The 15,824-nt window shown below is 65.7% G+C and carries 14 protein-coding genes; 4 read left to right on the forward strand and 10 right to left on the reverse strand.

Translation table 11 applies throughout. From position 1 onward, the window contains the following. Both MF4836_RS00360 and MF4836_RS00365 read left to right on the forward strand, forming a co-directional pair. On the forward strand, positions 1-1,092 hold the full coding sequence (locus MF4836_RS00360; RefSeq protein ID WP_078468578.1) for a polyamine ABC transporter substrate-binding protein: 1,092 nt from the start codon (positions 1-3) through the stop codon (positions 1,090-1,092). A gap of 17 nt (positions 1,093-1,109) precedes the next feature. Next, entirely contained in the window at positions 1,110-2,720 is a 1,611-nt protein-coding gene (locus tag MF4836_RS00365) for a gamma-glutamyltransferase family protein (RefSeq protein WP_078469121.1), read from the forward strand. Between the two features lie 112 nt (positions 2,721-2,832). Here the strand turns inward: MF4836_RS00365 and MF4836_RS00370 are convergent, their stop codons facing one another. The 8 genes from MF4836_RS00370 to MF4836_RS00405 all read right to left on the reverse strand — a co-directional run bounded on the left by MF4836_RS00370 (position 2,833) and on the right by MF4836_RS00405 (position 11,448). Further along, entirely contained in the window at positions 2,833-4,086 is a 1,254-nt protein-coding gene (locus tag MF4836_RS00370; protein ID WP_078468579.1) for an OprD family porin, read from the reverse strand. A gap of 179 nt (positions 4,087-4,265) precedes the next feature. Continuing rightward, a complete protein-coding gene (locus tag MF4836_RS00375) occupies positions 4,266-5,798 on the reverse strand; it encodes a UxaA family hydrolase (protein ID WP_078468580.1) in 1,533 nt (510 codons plus the stop codon). A 77-nt stretch (positions 5,799-5,875) separates the two neighbouring features. Continuing rightward, positions 5,876-6,955 (reverse strand): mannonate dehydratase, encoded by a 1,080-nt coding sequence (locus MF4836_RS00380; protein WP_078468581.1) that lies wholly within the window; start codon positions 6,953-6,955, stop codon positions 5,876-5,878. A gap of 27 nt (positions 6,956-6,982) precedes the next feature. Further along, on the reverse strand, positions 6,983-8,383 hold the full coding sequence (locus MF4836_RS00385) for an MFS transporter (RefSeq protein ID WP_078468582.1): 1,401 nt from the start codon (positions 8,381-8,383) through the stop codon (positions 6,983-6,985). Between the two features lie 68 nt (positions 8,384-8,451). Continuing rightward, positions 8,452-8,772, reverse strand: coding sequence for a Dabb family protein (locus MF4836_RS00390; protein ID WP_078468583.1), 321 nt, complete (start codon positions 8,770-8,772; stop codon positions 8,452-8,454). Then, positions 8,769-10,181 (reverse strand): aldehyde dehydrogenase (NADP(+)), encoded by a 1,413-nt coding sequence (locus tag MF4836_RS00395; RefSeq protein WP_078468584.1) that lies wholly within the window; start codon positions 10,179-10,181, stop codon positions 8,769-8,771. The genes MF4836_RS00390 and MF4836_RS00395 overlap by 4 nt, the downstream gene beginning before the upstream one ends. After that, entirely contained in the window at positions 10,178-10,636 is a 459-nt protein-coding gene (locus tag MF4836_RS00400) for a nuclear transport factor 2 family protein (RefSeq protein ID WP_078468585.1), read from the reverse strand. Before MF4836_RS00400 ends, MF4836_RS00395 begins: the two co-directional genes overlap by 4 nt. After that, complete coding sequence (locus tag MF4836_RS00405) at positions 10,633-11,448, reverse strand: ribonuclease activity regulator RraA (protein WP_078468586.1); 816 nt, start codon at positions 11,446-11,448, stop codon at positions 10,633-10,635. Before MF4836_RS00405 ends, MF4836_RS00400 begins: the two co-directional genes overlap by 4 nt. Before the next feature lie 165 nt (positions 11,449-11,613). Here MF4836_RS00405 and MF4836_RS00410 point away from each other — a divergent pair, with 165 nt between their 5' ends. Then, a complete protein-coding gene (locus MF4836_RS00410) occupies positions 11,614-13,224 on the forward strand; it encodes an IclR family transcriptional regulator domain-containing protein (RefSeq protein ID WP_078468587.1) in 1,611 nt (536 codons plus the stop codon). Between the two features lie 261 nt (positions 13,225-13,485). Further along, positions 13,486-14,385, forward strand: a complete 900-nt coding sequence (locus MF4836_RS00415; protein ID WP_078469122.1) for a polysaccharide deacetylase family protein — start codon at positions 13,486-13,488, stop codon at positions 14,383-14,385. An 89-nt stretch (positions 14,386-14,474) separates the two neighbouring features. On the opposite strand, the gene MF4836_RS00420 is transcribed toward MF4836_RS00415, so the two are convergent. Next, positions 14,475-14,792, reverse strand: a complete 318-nt coding sequence (locus tag MF4836_RS00420; protein WP_078468588.1) for a DUF2388 domain-containing protein — start codon at positions 14,790-14,792, stop codon at positions 14,475-14,477. Between the two features lie 124 nt (positions 14,793-14,916). Next, positions 14,917-15,810: a LysR family transcriptional regulator gene (locus MF4836_RS00425; RefSeq protein WP_078468589.1), complete on the reverse strand. Its 894-nt coding sequence runs from the start codon at positions 15,808-15,810 to the stop codon at positions 14,917-14,919. Positions 15,811-15,824 lie beyond the last annotated feature (14 nt).

The raw sequence follows: 15,824 nt of genomic DNA on the forward strand, positions 1-15,824 counted from the left end.
ATGCGTTTATCCAGTCTTGCCGCGGCCTTGTGCATGGCCGCCGTGTTGCCCCAGGTGCAGGCCGCCGAGCAGGTGGTGAAGGTGTACAACTGGTCCGACTACATCGCGCCGGACACCTTGAAAAACTTCGAGCAGGCCAGCGCGATCAAGGTCCAGTACGACATTTTCGACACCAATGAAATGCTTGAGGCCAAGTTGCTGTCCGGGCACTCGGGGTACGACCTGGTGGTGCCTTCCAGCCAGTTCCTGTCGAAGCAGATCCGCGCCGGAGCCTACCAGCCGTTGCAGCGCAATCTGCTGGGCAACTGGCCGCACCTGGACCCGCGTCTGATGCAGCGCCTGGAGGCCGCCGACCCGGGTAATCAATACGCCGTGCCCTATATGTGGGGCACCGTGGGCATCGGCTACAACGAGGAGAAAGTCCGCGCCGCCCTGGGCAAGGACGTGGTGCTCGACTCCTGGTCGATGGTGTTCGACCCGGCCAACCTGGCCAAACTCAAGAACTGCGGAGTGGCGTTTCTCGATGCGCCGGTGAAGATCATTCCCCAGGCCTTGCTCTACCTCGGCCTGGACCCCAACAGCAGCCGCCCCGAGGACTATAAAAAAGCCTCGGCGCTGCTGATCAAACTCAAGCCGTCGGTGACCTACTTCAACTCGTCGAAATACACCGCCGACCTGGCCAACGGAGATATCTGCGTGGCCATCGGTTATTCCGGCGACGTGATGCAGGCCCAGACCCGGGCCAGGGAGGCCGGTAAGCACACCGACATTCGCTACCTGATTCCCAAGGAGGGGGTGAACCTGTGGTTCGACATGCTGGCCATTCCCAAGGATGCCGGCAACGTCGCCAATGCGCACAAGCTGATCGACTACCTGCTGCGCCCCGAGGTGATCGCCCCGATCAGCGATTACGTGGGCTACGCCAACCCGAATAAAGACGCCACCGCGCTGATGGACCCCAAGGTCAGTGGCAACCCCGGGGTGTACCCCGGCGATGAGGTGATCAGCCACACCTTTGTTTCCGCCGATCTGCCGGACCCGATCCAGCGCCTGATCACCCGCGAGTGGAACCGGATCAAGTCCGGCCAATGAATTGACGAGTGTTTGCCATGTTGAAATTTTCTGCCCACGAGTACCCCTATCCGTCCCAGCGCCAGAGCGTGTTCGCTCGCCGGGGCATGGTTGCCGCCTCGCAACCCCTGGCGGCCGAGGCCGGGATCGAGATCATGCGCCAGGGCGGCAATGCCATCGACGCCGCGATTGCCACGGCCGCGGCCCTGACCGTGGTCGAACCCACCGGTTGCGGCCTGGGGGGCGATGCCTTTGCCCTGGTCTGGACCCAGGGCCAGTTGCATGGCTTGAACGCCAACGGCCACGCCCCGGCGGCCCTGAGCATCGAGGCGGTGCAAGCCGCCGGCCATCAGCAGATGCCGCTCTACGGTTGGGAACCGGTCACCGTCCCCGGTTGCCCCTCGGCCTGGGCCGAGCTGTCGCGGCGCTTTGGCAAATTGCCGTTTGCCGACCTGCTGCAACCGGCCATCAGCCTGGCACGGGACGGCTTCCCGCTGTCGCCGGTGGTCGCCCATCAATGGCAGATCGCCCTGGATGAATTCAGCCCCCACCGCAGCGCGTTGCTGGAACCCTGGTTCGACACCTTCCTGATCGACGGCCGCGCGCCCAGGGCCGGCGAACTGTTCCGCAACCCGGCCCAGGCCCGGACCCTGGAAGAACTGGCGACCAGCGCTTGCGAAAGCCTGTATCGCGGGCCGCTGGCCCAGCGCATGGATGCCCATTCCCGCGCCACCGGCGGCTACCTGCGGGCCACTGACCTGGCTGACTACCGGGCGCAGTGGGTCGAGCCGATCCACATCAATTACCGTGGGGTCGACGTCTGGGAAATCCCCCCCAGCGGCCAGGGCCTGGTGGCGCTGATGGCGCTGAAGATCCTTGAAGGCTTCGACTTCGATCACCGCGACAGCCAACAGACCTGGCATCGCCAACTGGAGGCGATGAAGCTCGCCTACAGTGACGGCCTGCACTACATCACCGATCCGCAGCATATGCGCGTGGCCGTGGCCGACCTGCTGAGCGATGCCTACAGCGCCCGGCGCCGCGAGCAGATCGGCGAACAGGCGCAGCCCCCCAAGCCCGGCGACCCCCATGCCAGCGGCACGGTGTACCTGGCCACGGCTGACGCCGAGGGCAATATGGTGTCGTTTATCCAGAGCAACTATCACGGCTTCGGCTCCGGCGTGGTGCTGCCCGACAGTGGCATCGCCTTGCAGAATCGCGGCCAGGAATTCAGCCTCGACCCGAGCCACGCCAATTGCCTGGCCCCGGGCAAAAAGACCTTCCACACCATCATTCCCGGCTTTCTCAGCCAGGGCGGCGAGGCCCTCGGGCCGTTTGGGGTCATGGGCGGCTACATGCAGCCCCAGGGCCATGTGCAAATGGTCATGAACCTGGTGGATTTCGGCCTCAACCCGCAAGCCGCGCTGGATGCCCCGCGCTGGCAATGGCTGGGGGAGATGAAAGTCGGCATCGAGCAGGGCGCCTCCCGCGACCTGGCCAACGCCCTGGCCCGCCGCGGGCACCAGGTGGAAATCGCCAGCGACCTGACCGACTACGGCCGCGGCCAGATCATCCTGCGCGACCCGGACAGCGGCGTGCTCTGTGGCGGCACCGAACCGCGTGCGGATTCCCATATTGCGGTGTGGTAATGGGCCCCGGGAGTCGTTTTTCCAGGTGGACCTCCGGCGTGTGAAAGGGACCGCGTCCGAACGCGGCCCAAACCTTTGGCGGCTATAGGGTATTTCCGGGGTCTGGAGGGACCTAGAAGAGCGGCAGGGTGTAGCTGACGATCAGGCGGTTTTCGTCGATGTCGCGCAGGTAGCTGGAGCGCAGGGCGGCGTTGCGCCAGAGGATGCCGAGGTTTTTCAGGGGGCCGCCCTGGAAGGTGTAGCCCAGGTCGGTGTCGCGTTCCCATTCCCGGCCTTCGCCGGCGACGGTGGCCGGGTTGGCGTGGCTGGCGGTGGTGTAGCGGGTGGCGAAGGTCAGGCCGGGCAGGCCCAGGGTGGCGAAGTCGTAGCTGTAGCGCAGTTGCCAGGAGCGTTCGCCGCGTTCCATGAAGTCGTTGGCCATCATGTAGTTGGTCAGGTAAGCGTCGGTGCCGACCACGTAGGGCATGGCGGTGGCGCCGCTCAGGCCCTGGTAGCCCAGGCCCAGGCCATGGCTGCCACGGGTGTAGCTGAGCAGGGCATTGAGGGTGCGGTTGTCGACCTTGCCCGCGCCGGCATTGCCGACGTCGGCGCTGAGGTAGTAGCGCACATCGCTCTTCAGGGTGCCGCCGCCCAGGGGCAGGCTATGGACCAGGCCCAGGTATTGCTGACGGTAGATGTTTTCCAGCTCGCCGTACTGATAGCTCAGGGTCAGGTTCTTGCCGATGGCGTAGTCGCCGCCGGCCAGTTTGAAGTCGTCGGCGTCCGGGGTGGCCTTGAAGCGCTTGTTCTTGTTGACCAGGGTCAGCACCTGGTTGTGGGAGTAGTCGCGCAGGGTGGTGCGGTTGATGTCCCCCAGGGTGAAGGTCACGTCGTCCAGCTCCCTGCTGGTGAGGATGCCGCCCTGAAAGGTCTGGGGCAGGATGCGCCCGGTGCTGGAGGCAATCACCGGGTACTTGAGGATCTGGGTCCCGACCTTGAACTCGGTTTTCGACAGCTTGACCTTGGCCGCCAAACCGAACTTGCTGTACTGGTCCGGCGCCCGTCCGTCATGCCCCACCGGCAGCAGGCCGGTGCCGCTGCGGTCCGGGCCGGAGTCGAGCTTGAGGCCGAGCATCCCCAAGGCGTCGACCCCGAAGCCGACAGTGCCCGGGGTGTAGCCGGAGCGAATATCCAGGATAAAACCCTGGGCCCACTCTTCGCGCCTGGAGATCCCGGCATCCTCGCGAAAGTCGCGATTGAGGTAGAAGTTGCTGGTCTGCAAGGTGCCGTGGCTGTCTTCGATAAAACCTGCGGCGAAGGCCGCCGGGGACAGCAGGGCGGCAGGCAGCAAGCGGATGCAGAGCATGGTTTTTTTATTGTTGTGCATGGTCGGTCCTGTAAGTCTGCGGGCACGGCGTTGCCGCTCGCGCAAACGGGTGGCGATGATCGGGTGGTTATCTGGAGGGTGGCGGCAGGGTTCGCGAGCCGGCTGGTGGCCGACTCGCCTACCCATGCCCTAGGGCGGTAAAACCCCGCGCCGGCTTGTGGCCGTGGCGGTCTCGCAGGTCAGGCCAGGACGCCGATCTGCCAGGGGCAGAATTCGTCCTCGCCCAAACCGTTGAGTTCGCTTTTGGTCTTTTCGCCGGAGGCGTGATCCAGCAGGCGCTGGAAAATTTCCTGGCCCATTTGCTGGATGCTCTTGTCGCCGTCGATGATCTGACCGCAGTTGATGTCCATGTCATCGCGCATGCGGGTGAACATCGGCGTATTGCTGGCCAGTTTAAAGGTTGGCGCCGGCACCGAGCCGAAGCATGAGCCGCGGCCGGTGGTGAAGGCGATCAGGTTGGCGCCGCCGGCAATCTGCCCGGTCGCCGACACCGGGTCGTAGCCCGGGGTGTCCATGAACACCAGGCCGTGGCTGGTGACCGGGTAGGCGTATTCATAGACGTCCATCAGCGGCGCATTGCCGCCTTTTTTCGCTCCGCCCAGGGATTTTTCCAACACGTTGGCCAAGCCGCCGGCGTTGTTGCCCGGGCTGACCCGGCCATTGATCTGGGTGTCACGGCCTTCGTTGTATTTGAGCCACCACTGGATGCGCTCGATCAACTTGTGCCCCACCTGCGGGGTTACGGCGCGGGCGGTCAGGGTGTGTTCGACACCGAAGATCTCCGAGGTTTCCGAGAGGATCGCGGTGCCGCCGTGGCGTACCAGGATATCCACCGCCGCGCCCAGGGCCGGGTTGGCCGAGAGCCCGGAGAAACCGTCGGAGCCGCCACATTGCATGCCGATCATCAGGTGCTCGGCGGACACCGTCTGGCGCTGCACCCGGTTGGCGGCGGGCAGCATGCCCTCGATCAGGCGGATACCTTGCTCGACCGCGCTTTTGACCCCGCCCACGTCCTGGATCACCAGGGGCTGCAACAGGTCGTTTATCTGCAGTTTTTCCTGCTCGATAAAACCGTGGATGTTGTTGCGCTCGCAGCCGAGGGCGATCACCAGGCCACCGGCGGTGTTGGGGTGGCGGATATGCCCGGCAATGGTGCGACGCAGCAGGTCCATGGGCTCGCCGGTCATCTCCATGCCGCAGCCGATTTCATGCACGAAGGGCACCACGCCATCGATGTTGGGGTAGTCGGCCAGGCGCTGCTCGTCGAAGTGGTTGGCGATCTTGCGGGCCACGGTGGCGCCGCAGTTGCCGACCACGAACACCCCCAGGTAATTGCGCGTGGCCACCCGCCCATCCGCACGTACGATGCCCTGGAAGGTGGCGCGCTGCTCCGCCGGCAGCAGCTCGGTGGGCACGTAGTCCAGGCCGTAGCGGTAATCGCGCGCGGTTTCGCCAAAGGCGATGTTGTGGCTGTGCATCCAGGTGCCGGGCGGCAGGTCTTCGGCGGCGTAGCCGATCACGGTGTTGTACTTGAGCACCGGCTGGCCTTTTTCGATCAGGCGGGTGGCGATCTTGTGCCCCAGGGGCACGGCTTGCAGGGTACTCAGGCCTTCGTCGGCAATGACGGTGCCGGGGCCGATATCGAGCCGGGCAACGACCACGTTGTCGGCGGGGTCCAGGCGAATGACGGGGCTGACTTCACGGAGGGACATGGGTTCACCAAGGGTTATGTACGGCGTGGATCAGCAGGTGACTGAGCCACGCTCGGATTGATTCAAGGAATGCGTGCTCAGGCCACGGTGCTCACGGGCGTGCGGGCGGCGAGGCTCTTCTGTTTGCCGATGCCTTCCCACAGGCCTTGCAGGTACATGATGCCCAGCGCGCGGTCGTACAGGCCGTAGCCCGGGACCCCGGTTTCACCCCAGATCATCCGGCCGTGGTCGGGGCGGGCGTAGCCGCTGAAATGCGCGTCGTGCAGGGCGCGCATGATTTCCGCCATGTCCAGGGAGCCGCATTCGGTGGGGTGCGCCGACTCGTAGAAATCACCGTTGTCGGCCACCTTGACGTTGCGCAGGTGCACGTAATGCACCCGTTGCCGGGCGGCGAATTCGTTGATGAACGCCGGCACATCGTTGTTCAGGTCCGAACCGATGGTGCCGCTGCACAGGGTCAGGCCGTTGGCCGGCGAGTCGATGATGCTCAGCACCCGGCGATGGTCGTCGATGTTCTTGATGATGCGCGGCAGGCCGAACACCGAGCGCGGTGGATCGTCGGCGTGCAGGGCCAGTTTCAGGCCCAGTTGTTCGGCCACCGGCACCAGTTTGCCGAGAAAGTATTCCAGGTTGCTCCACATCTGCTCGGTGCTCACGCCCTGGTATTCCTCCAGCAGCGCCTGCAGGGTCGCCGGCGGGTATTTGGTGCCGATGCCGGGCAGCGGAATGACCCCGTTGGAGACGTCCAGCTTGTCCACCAGCGCCGCTTCGAACGCCAGGGTGTTGGAGCCGTCCGGCAGTGGGTATTCCATGTGGGTACGGGTCCAGTCGAATACCGGCATGAAGTTGTAGCAGACGATTTTGATGCCGCTGGCAGCCAGGTTCTTCAAGGTCTCGATGTACTGCGGAATCAGCGCGTCGCGCCCCGGCTTGCCGAGCTTGATCTCCTCGTGCACGCGGAAGCTGTCCACCACGTCCATCTTCAACTGGTGCTCGGCGGCGGCCTGGCGCAGGCTCTGGATTCGCTGCTGCGGCCAGACTTCGCCCAGGGGCAGGTCGTACAGCGAGGACACGATGCCGTACAGGCCCGGAATCTGTTTGATGTATTGCAGGCTGATGGGGTCTTTCGGACCGTGCCAGCGGAAAATCATTTTCATCAGAATTACCTCTTCTGGATGCAGGTGTCAGGTTGCGCTATTGAGGGCGAAGCGTTGAATTTTGCCGACGATCAGCCAGTAGCTGAGGACCGCGACCAGGCCGTGGGCCCCGACGTAGATCAGCGCCCACTCGAAGGAACCGGTGGTTTGCAGCAGGTAGCCGATGACCACCGGGGTCACGATCCCGGCGCTGTTGCCGAAGGCGTTGAACACGCCGCCGGTGGTGCCGATCAGTTCCTTGGGCGCGGTGTCGGCGACCACGGTCCAGCCCAGGGAGCCGAAGCCCTTGCCGAAGAACGCCAGGCTCATCAGGCCGATCACCAGCCATTCGCTGCTGGCGTAGTTGCACAGGATGATGCTGGCGCTGAGCAGCAGGCCGATGGTGATCGGGGTTTTACGGGCCAGGCTCAGGTTGCCGGTCTTTTTCAGGATGCGGTCCGAGATAAAGCCGCTGGAGATGCCCCCCACCAGGCCGCAGAGCGCCGGGATGGCGGCGATGAAGCCGGCCTGGAGAATGTCGAAGCCGCGCTCCTTGACCAGGTAGATCGGGAACCAGGTCATGAAGAACCAGGTGATCGAGGTGATGCAGTACTGGGCGATAAAGATGCCCACCAGCATGCGGCTGCGGAACAGTTGCCCGATCTCGCTCAGGCGCAGGCCCTTGCCGGTTTGCGCGGCCTTGGTCTTGGCGCTCTCCAGGTCCACCAGGCCGTCGCCGGCGCGGATGTATTCCAGTTCCTCGGCGTTGAGCTTGGGGTGGTCGATGGGCAGGTAGTACAGCTTCCACCAGAGTGCGGCGATGCCCAGGCCGATCAGGCCCATGATGATGAACACGTACTCCCAGCCGAAGCGGTAGCAGAGCCAGCCCATGATCGGGGTGAACAGTGCCAGCGACAGGTATTGCGCGCTGTTGAAGATGGCCCCGGCCACCCCACGTTCCGAGGACGGGAACCAGGCCGCGATGATCCGTCCCGACGCCGGCCCCACCGGGGATTCGGCGGCGCCCAGCAAAAAGCGCAAGGCCAGCAGTAGTGGGACCACCAGGCCGATGAAGTGGACCAGGCCCATCATCACCGTGAAGCACGACCAGACCACCACCGCGAGCATCATCGAGCGCTTGGAGCCGATCAGGTCGGTGAGCCAGCCCGAGGGAATCAGGAAGATCACATAGGCCCAGCTGAAGGCAGAAAACAGGTAGCCCATTTCCACGGCGCTGATTCCCAGCTCCTTGCCCATGTCGCTGCCCGCCACGGACAGGGCCGCGCGATCACCGGTGCTCAGGGCCAGCACGATGGTGATCAATGCAAGGATCAGGAAGCGATAGCTGGTCTTGGCCACAACCGGACTCGCGGTGGATTGCCCGCTGTCCGGTGCAACGCCCGGCCGGGGCGCGGTGCCCGCCAGCGCGTAACGCTCAGTATTGCTCATGGTGTGCCTCATATAGTTATTGTTGTGACGAGTGTGCGTGTTGCTTGCCGGGCCTGGGCCCGGCGCTGTCATCCCAGGCCTCGGGCCTGTCCGGAGGGTTCGGTGTAATCCACCGCCACCCATTCGAAGTACGGTTTCAGCGCCGTCACCAGGGCCACGTGGGCCGGGTGCGGCAGATAGCGCTGGACCGCCTCGGCGTCATCGAAGCTGGATTCGAGCAGGTAGTCCCAGCAGATCGGGCGGTCGAGTTCGTTGGCCGAGACTTTCCAGTCGCGGACGAAGTCGATCTCCTGGTCCAGGTCACGCATCCACTGGATCAGGCGCTCTTCCAGCTCGGGATTTCTAGCAACCCCGGGCAGGCGGCGAAACATCACGATGTGCCTCATCATGGCCGCGCCTCCAGGACCCAGGCCGGGGCATCCTGCAACGCCACCGGGCGCAGGAAACGCTCCAGGGCGGTGTAGCCGACCGAGGTCGTCTGCGGCGCGGTCGAAGCCGGCCACGGACCGCCGTGCTGCTGGGCGTGGGTCACGGCAACGCCGGTGGGCACGCCACTGAACAGCACGCGACCGGCGATGCCCCGGGCAGCGCGCAGCAGGCTGCGGGTCTGTTCGTTCGATTGTTCGAAACCCCACAAGGTCGCGGTCAGGGTGCCGCCGATGGCGTCGAGCACGGCGCGCGCCTGGTCCACGTCCCGGGCGCGGATCACCACTGCCGCCGGGCCGAAGACTTCTTCGCGCAACTCGGGCTGCTCGATAAAGGCCTGGGCCTGGATCTCGAACAGGCGTGGCGCCGGGCCTGCGCCATCGGCCAGGGGTTCGAACAGCGGGCGTACCGCCGGGGCCTGTTGCAAGTGGGCGACGCCCTGGTCGAAGCCGCGGCGCATGGCCTCGGTCAGCATCGGGTGGGTGGGCAGGGGCCGCAGGGCCTGGGCCAGGGACTCGATAAAGCGCTGGCTGGCCGGGTGCTCAAGCAGCAGGATCACCCCCGGGCTGGTGCAGAACTGGCCGCAGCCCAGGGTGATGGAGGCGGCCAGGGTGCTGGCCAGTTGCTCGCCGTCACGCTCGAGGATTTCCGGCAGCGCCAGCAGCGGGTTGATCGAGCCCAGTTCGCCGAAAAACGGAATCGGTCGCGGTCGCTGATTGGCCGCTTGCCACAGGGCCTTGCCGCCCTGATAAGAGCCGGTAAAGGCCACGGCGGCGATCTGCGGATGCTGCACCAGGTGCAGGCCGGCCTGACGCGAGGCGCCTTCCACCAAGCCCAGCAGACCCTGGGGCAGGCCCTGCTCGGCGAGCACGCCCTGGGCCACTTCGTACACCGCACGGGACAGGCGTGGGTGGCCGCTGTGGGCCTTGACCACCACCGGGCAGCCGGCCGCCAGGGCCGAGGCGGTGTCGCCGCCCAGCACCGAGAAGGCAAAGGGGAAGTTGCTTGCCGAGAACATCGCCACCGGGCCCAGGGCCTGCATCACCCGGGTCAGGCGTGGGCGCCCGGCCGGAGGGGCGCCGGCCACTGCGTCATCGTCGATGCGCATGTACGGCACGCCGGCCCTGACCTCATCGGCAAAGCCGCGCAATTGAAACGCCGTGCGCGCGACTTCTCCGGTCAGGCGCGTCGTGCCCAGGGATGTTTCAGCTTCGGCAATCGCGATCAGCGCCGTCTGCTGTTGCTCAAGCGCAATGGCCAGGCCGTCGAGCAGGGCGGCGCGCGCCTGGCGCCCGGACTCGGCCCAAAAGGCGGCGGCCTGGTGGGCCTGGGCCACGGCCTGGTCGATAAGGTGCAGTTCCGGCGTGCTCATTGGGCGCTCCCGGTGGCAGGTTCGAGGTGGTAGCCGCGGCCTTCGTAGTCGAAGTCCACCAGTTCGTTGATCGGCACGTCCTTGTCGGCCGGTGAGGCGTAGTAGGCGCGGATCTCCTTGATCAGCCCGCTGTGTTCGTCGAACACGTACCACTCATCGCCACGCAGGGCAGTGCCGAGCTTGCTCTTCCAGTGAGTCCATTCGATCACCGCTTCGTGGCTGTCATGGCTGACCAGGATTTTTTCGATGGTCCATTGCGAGCCCAGATTCTCCACGCACCACACCCACTTGTCGGCGATGGTCTGCGCGCTGCGCCAGGGTATCTGCGGCAACCCGGCCGGGAAGTAATGCACGGCGTCGGCGGTGAAACAGGACACCAGCGCGGCCGGGTCGCCGGCGTTGCAGGCGGCGAAGTAACGGCGGATCAGGGTGGCGTACGGATGCTCGATGCTCATCGGTTGTGCTCCTGCTGGCCAATAATGCTGGGGATCGGCTGGCGTCCGGCGGCGACCCAGGCGTGGTAGTCGCTGATGGCTGCCGGGCTGGGCGGGTACACGCCCCACAGGGCTTCACCGGCGGCGATGCGCATGGCCAGGTAGCTTTCCAGGTCGTCCTGCAGCGCGCAGTAGTCGGCCAGTTCGGCGGCCAGGTGCGCCGGGACCACGGTCAGGCCGTCGGCGTCGCCGACAATCACATCGCCCGGGTACACCGCGACCCCGGCGCAGCCGATCGGCACTTGCAGGTCGGCGACGTGGTGGTAGGAAATCCGCGTGGTGGCGGTGATTTCCCGGGCGTAGGCCGGCAGCGGCAGGGCGGCGATTTCACTGCCGTCCCGCAGTGCGCCGTCGGTGACGATGGCCTTGGCGCCCCGGGCCAGCAGGCGGGTCACCAGGATGTTGCCGGCGGAGGCGGCGCGCGGGTCGTTCTGGCTGTCGATCACCAGCACATCGCCTGGCTGGATCTGCTCCACGCCCTGCCACTGCAGGTTGTCGCCATTGGGCTTGGTGGTCATGGTGCCGTAGGTGTCGATGTCTTCCCGGGCCGGGATGAACCGCATGGTGAAGGCGCGCCCGGCAAACGGCTTGATGTGTTTGCTCAGGGCCCGCAGACCGACCAGGGCCGGCTGGCGAAAGCCGAGCTTGAACAACTGCGTGGTCAGGGAGCCGCTGCTGCAGGTGGCGAGCTTGGCCAGCACGGCATCGCTGACCGTGACCTTGCGGTTGGCGGAGTTGTCGTGGGCGTCGGCGTACTGGTGGATCTGGGTCATTGTTGTGCTCCTGGCAAAACGCGCGTTTGGGTACTTATTCCCGCAATTTGGGATTGTTTTCAGGATTAAATCCGCTGTTGGCCTGGATCCTAAGACGGAATTGACTTGGGTGAAACGCGGTTTATGCTGCCCGGACCGGTTTGTTCCAACGAGTGGGAATTTCTTATGACTAGCTCCGCCGAGGGCACAGGCGCCCTCGAAAAAGCCATGGATGTACTGGAAGCCATTGGCTCCCAACCCAACGGCCTGGCCCAGGCCGATCTCGCGGCGCAACTGGGCCTGCCGCGCACCACGCTGTACCGGATCATTGCCAGCCTGATCGAGCGCGGCATGATCCGCCGTGATCCGGTGCGCAAGGTCTACCGCCTGGGGTTCCGCTATTTGGAACTGGTGCGCAATGCCTACTTGATGCCGGACCTGGTGGCCGCCGCCAGTTTCGAATTGCGGGCCCTGCGCGACCTGACCGGGGAGACGTCCTACCTGGCGGTGCTCGACGGCAACCAGGTGATGTCCCTGGAGCGTTGCGACGGTGCCCACACCCAGCGTTCCGCCGCCGCCCTGGGGCAGAGCAAGCCGGTGTATTGCACCGGGCAGGGCAAGGCGATCCTGGCGGCGCTGGATGAAGCCAGCCGCGAGGACATTCTCAAGGGCCTGACCTTTACCGCCCTGACCCCGCTGACCATCGTCGATCGCCGGCGCTTGCACACCGAGTTGAAGATCACCCGGGCCCGGGGTTATGCCATCGACGACGAAGAGATCGTGCTCGGGGTGCGTTGCGTCGCCGCCGCCATTCGCGACAACGCTGGCAAGGTGCGCGGCGCCTTGAGCGTGGCCGGGCCGGCCTACCGCCTGACCCTGGCGCGCCTGGAACTGCTGGGGCCGGAGCTGGCGGATGCGGCGCGGCGGGTGGGGGCGCAGTTGAGCGAATCCAGCGTGCGCATTGCCGACAGCGAAGTGGAACTGGTGGAGGGCGGCTGGTCGTTCAATGGTGCGTTCCCGCGCTGGAGTCAGGTCAAGCAGCGGCTGTTCTGGGCCGATACCCTGGCCCCGGCGATCTGGGTCCTGGATGCCCAGGGCGAACGCCTGTTCGCCCGGCTCGACGCGCCGATCAGCGCCATGGAACTGCACCGCGACGGCTTGTTGATTGCCCATGCCAATGGCTGGTCACTGTTGGATCGCCAGGGGCAGGAACACCCCCTGGCCCACTGGCCGGGCAAGCCGTTGCTGGGCTTGGCCAGCCACCCCGATGGCGCCTTGTGGGCGTGCCAGAGCACCGCCGGTGGTTGCCGGCTGGGGGAGTTGGACGCCCAGGGCGAGCTGCGCGCGGCCTGGCAGTTTCAGGAGCGCATCAGCACCTTTTGCTGGGACGCGGCGGGGCAGGCGCTGTTCGCCGTGGGCCCGGACTCGGGCACCCTGTACGTGATGCAGGCCGGCACCCCGACGGTGCGCCGTTTTGCCTCGCTGCCCAAGGGGTCCGGGCGCCTCAGTGGGCTGGCGCTGGACCGTCAGGGCGGGGTCTGGACTACCCTGCGCGACGGCTGGAGCCTGGTGCGCTTCAGCGAAGACGGCAACCTCGATCGCACCATTGGCCTGCCGGTGCCGAGCCCCAGCGACCTGACCTTTGCCGGGCCCGATCACGACCAGCTGTACATCACCAGCTCACGCCATGACCTGACCATGGAGACCCTGGGCAACGCCCCGGCTTCGGGGCGCCTGTTCCGGGTGCGCCCGGAGTGGGGCGGCGCCCCGGCGCAGCCGACCCATTGGGGGATCTGAAGCCCGTGGCGTTGTACGCGGGGCGTTGAACTCGCGGGCCGGGCGCCAGTCCTATGGCTCACGCAGAGGCCGCTCAAGTGGCCCGGCGGCGCTGGAGTCCAGCGTGCATGACCGTTGGCCCCGCTCAAGGAGAGAGTGAAACATCACCTTGAGCTGCCGCCGTGATCGGTGGCGCCAGGTGCCGACCTGGCACTCGTCCGGGCCGCAACGCCCCGGGCGTTGGGTCGGGTGTCGCACTTGCTGCGGATCGACCCGACCACCATGAAACACCTCACTGGCCTGTTGCGCGCGCTGGCCATCGCTGGCTGTCTGGGCGGCTGCATCAGTGCGCCCATCGAACTGACTGCACAGACGCAACAGCGCTTGAAAACCCAACCGCCGATCCGCTTTTTACTGACCTTCGATGACGGTCCCAGCGCCTCGAGCCTGTTCAATCCAACACAGTCGGTGCTCGATGACCTGGCGCACAACCCGTTGCTGCCGGGGATCAAGGCGGTGTTCTTCGTCCAGACCCGCGCGCCCCGTGCCGGTGGCAGCGAGATCGGCCGCGAGCTGATGGTCCGCGAGCATGCCCAGGGCCATCTGCTGGGTTTGCACACCGCCACGCCGTGGCACACCAACCACCGCTCTTTGAGTCCGGCGCAACTCGAGCAGTCCCTGAGCGATGGCAGCGCCGACCTCGCGGCCATCAGCGGCGCGCCGACGAGCCTGTTGCGTCCACCGTTCTGGAATTACGACAAGCGCACCTTTGCCGCCTACCAGCGGCATGGATTGCAGGTGCTGCTGACCGACTTGAGCGCCAATGACGGCAAGGTCTGGGGCATTACCGCCAGCCCGCGACGCCGGGCCAATCTGCTGCGCCAGTTGTCCGAAGTGCGCGAGCAGATCGCCGTGGGCGCACTGCCGGTGGTGGATGGGGTGATTCCGCTGGTGGTGACCTTCCATGACCTTAACCGCTACACCTCACGGCACCTGCAGGAGTACCTGCAGATCCTGATGGACAGCGCCCGCGCCACGGGCGTGGCCACCGCCGAAAAACCCTTCTACGACGACACCCGGCAACTGCAACGCGCGGTCATGGCCCGCACCGTGCGCAGCAGCGCGCAAAGCGTGCACCTGCCAGGCATGTGGAATTGGTGGTGGGCTGGCGACAGCCAATAAAGCTCAGTCACGCTCCCCATTCACCAGGCCCATCTCCAGCGTTCGTGACGGCCAGCGTCCGAACGCGGCCAGCGGCTACAAGGTGGCATCTACCGCGCGGCTATCGCCTGGGCCAGTTGGTCGTCGCTCATGTGCGGCGCGGGGTAGTGGTTGTGGTAGTCGCGCACGGCGCGTTCAAATTGTGCGCCGCGAATCGCGCCGCTCGAGGCGACGAAGCTGGTGGCGTCATCTTTGGCGAAGCTGAGGAATGTTCGCGGCTCGGTGGTGAAGGCGCTGGCGAGCAAGGTGCCGCCGATGCTGTACAGGGTGGAGCTGTCGGAGGGGGAACCTCGGCCTTCCATGGCCCAGGCCGGCAGGGCAGCGAGGATCAGGGTGGCGGCGAGGGTGAGGCGTTGGCGAAAATCCATGTCGGTTCGGCATCCTGGTGGCAAGAGGCGCGTTGAAACTCGCCGCTTGCCAGCCTAAACCTGCGCAAGGGCAGGCGCCATGCCAAGCGCAACAAAAAACCGGCCAGGCGCATGCCTGTCAGAATCAGCGCCCGCCAAAGCGCGCCAGCGCCGCTTCGATAAAGTGCCGCACCTTGGCGGTCTTCTGCCGATGGGCCGTGTACAGCAGATGCATCTGCCGGCTCGGTGCGCTGAAGTCGCTCAGCAGGCGCACCAGATCGCCCCGTTGCAGCGCCGGCGCCAAAAAATCCTCCGGCCCCAGCACCACGCCAAAGCCGTCCAGCGCGGCGCTCATCAGTGCCCTGCTCTCGTTGACGTGCAAGCGGCTGCTGACCTGCACCCGGTGCACGTTGGTGCCTTGGTTGAAGGTCCATTCGCTGTCGGCCGGGCGCGACCAGTAGGCGTACCCCAGGCATTCATGCTGCTCAAGGTCGCTTGGTACCTGGGGCGTACCGCGCTCGGCCAGGTAGCGCGGCGCGGCGCAGGCCACCAGTCGATAAGGCGCCAACGGTCGCGCCGTGAGGCTGGAGTTGGCCAGTGGGCCGATGCGAAACGCCACCTCGAAGCCTTCCTCCACCAGATCGACGAAGCGATCGGTCAGGTGCAGATCGATCTCCACCTCCGGGTGCAGGCGCAAGAAGTCGGTGACCAGGGGCATCAGGCTGTAGGAGCCAAAGGTCACCGGTGCGCTGATTTTCAGCTTGCCGCGAGGGGTGTCGTTCATGATCTGCGCCAGGGAATCGGCGGCCTGGGCTTCGCTGACAATGTGTTTGCAGCGCTCGTAATAGGCACTGCCCAGCTCAGTCAGGCTCTGGCGTCGAGTGGTGCGGTTGAGCAGCCGCGCGCCCAGCCGCTGCTCGAGCGCGGCCACATGCTTGGCCACCATTTGCGCCGACATGCCCAGGCGCTCGGCCGCGCGGGCATAGGACCCGGTGTCGGCCGCCATCACAAAGGCGCCCATGCTGGTCAGGCGATCCATTCAATACTCCTGGT

This window comes from Pseudomonas sp. MF4836 (assembly GCF_002018875.1).
GTDB lineage: Bacteria > Pseudomonadota > Gammaproteobacteria > Pseudomonadales > Pseudomonadaceae > Aquipseudomonas.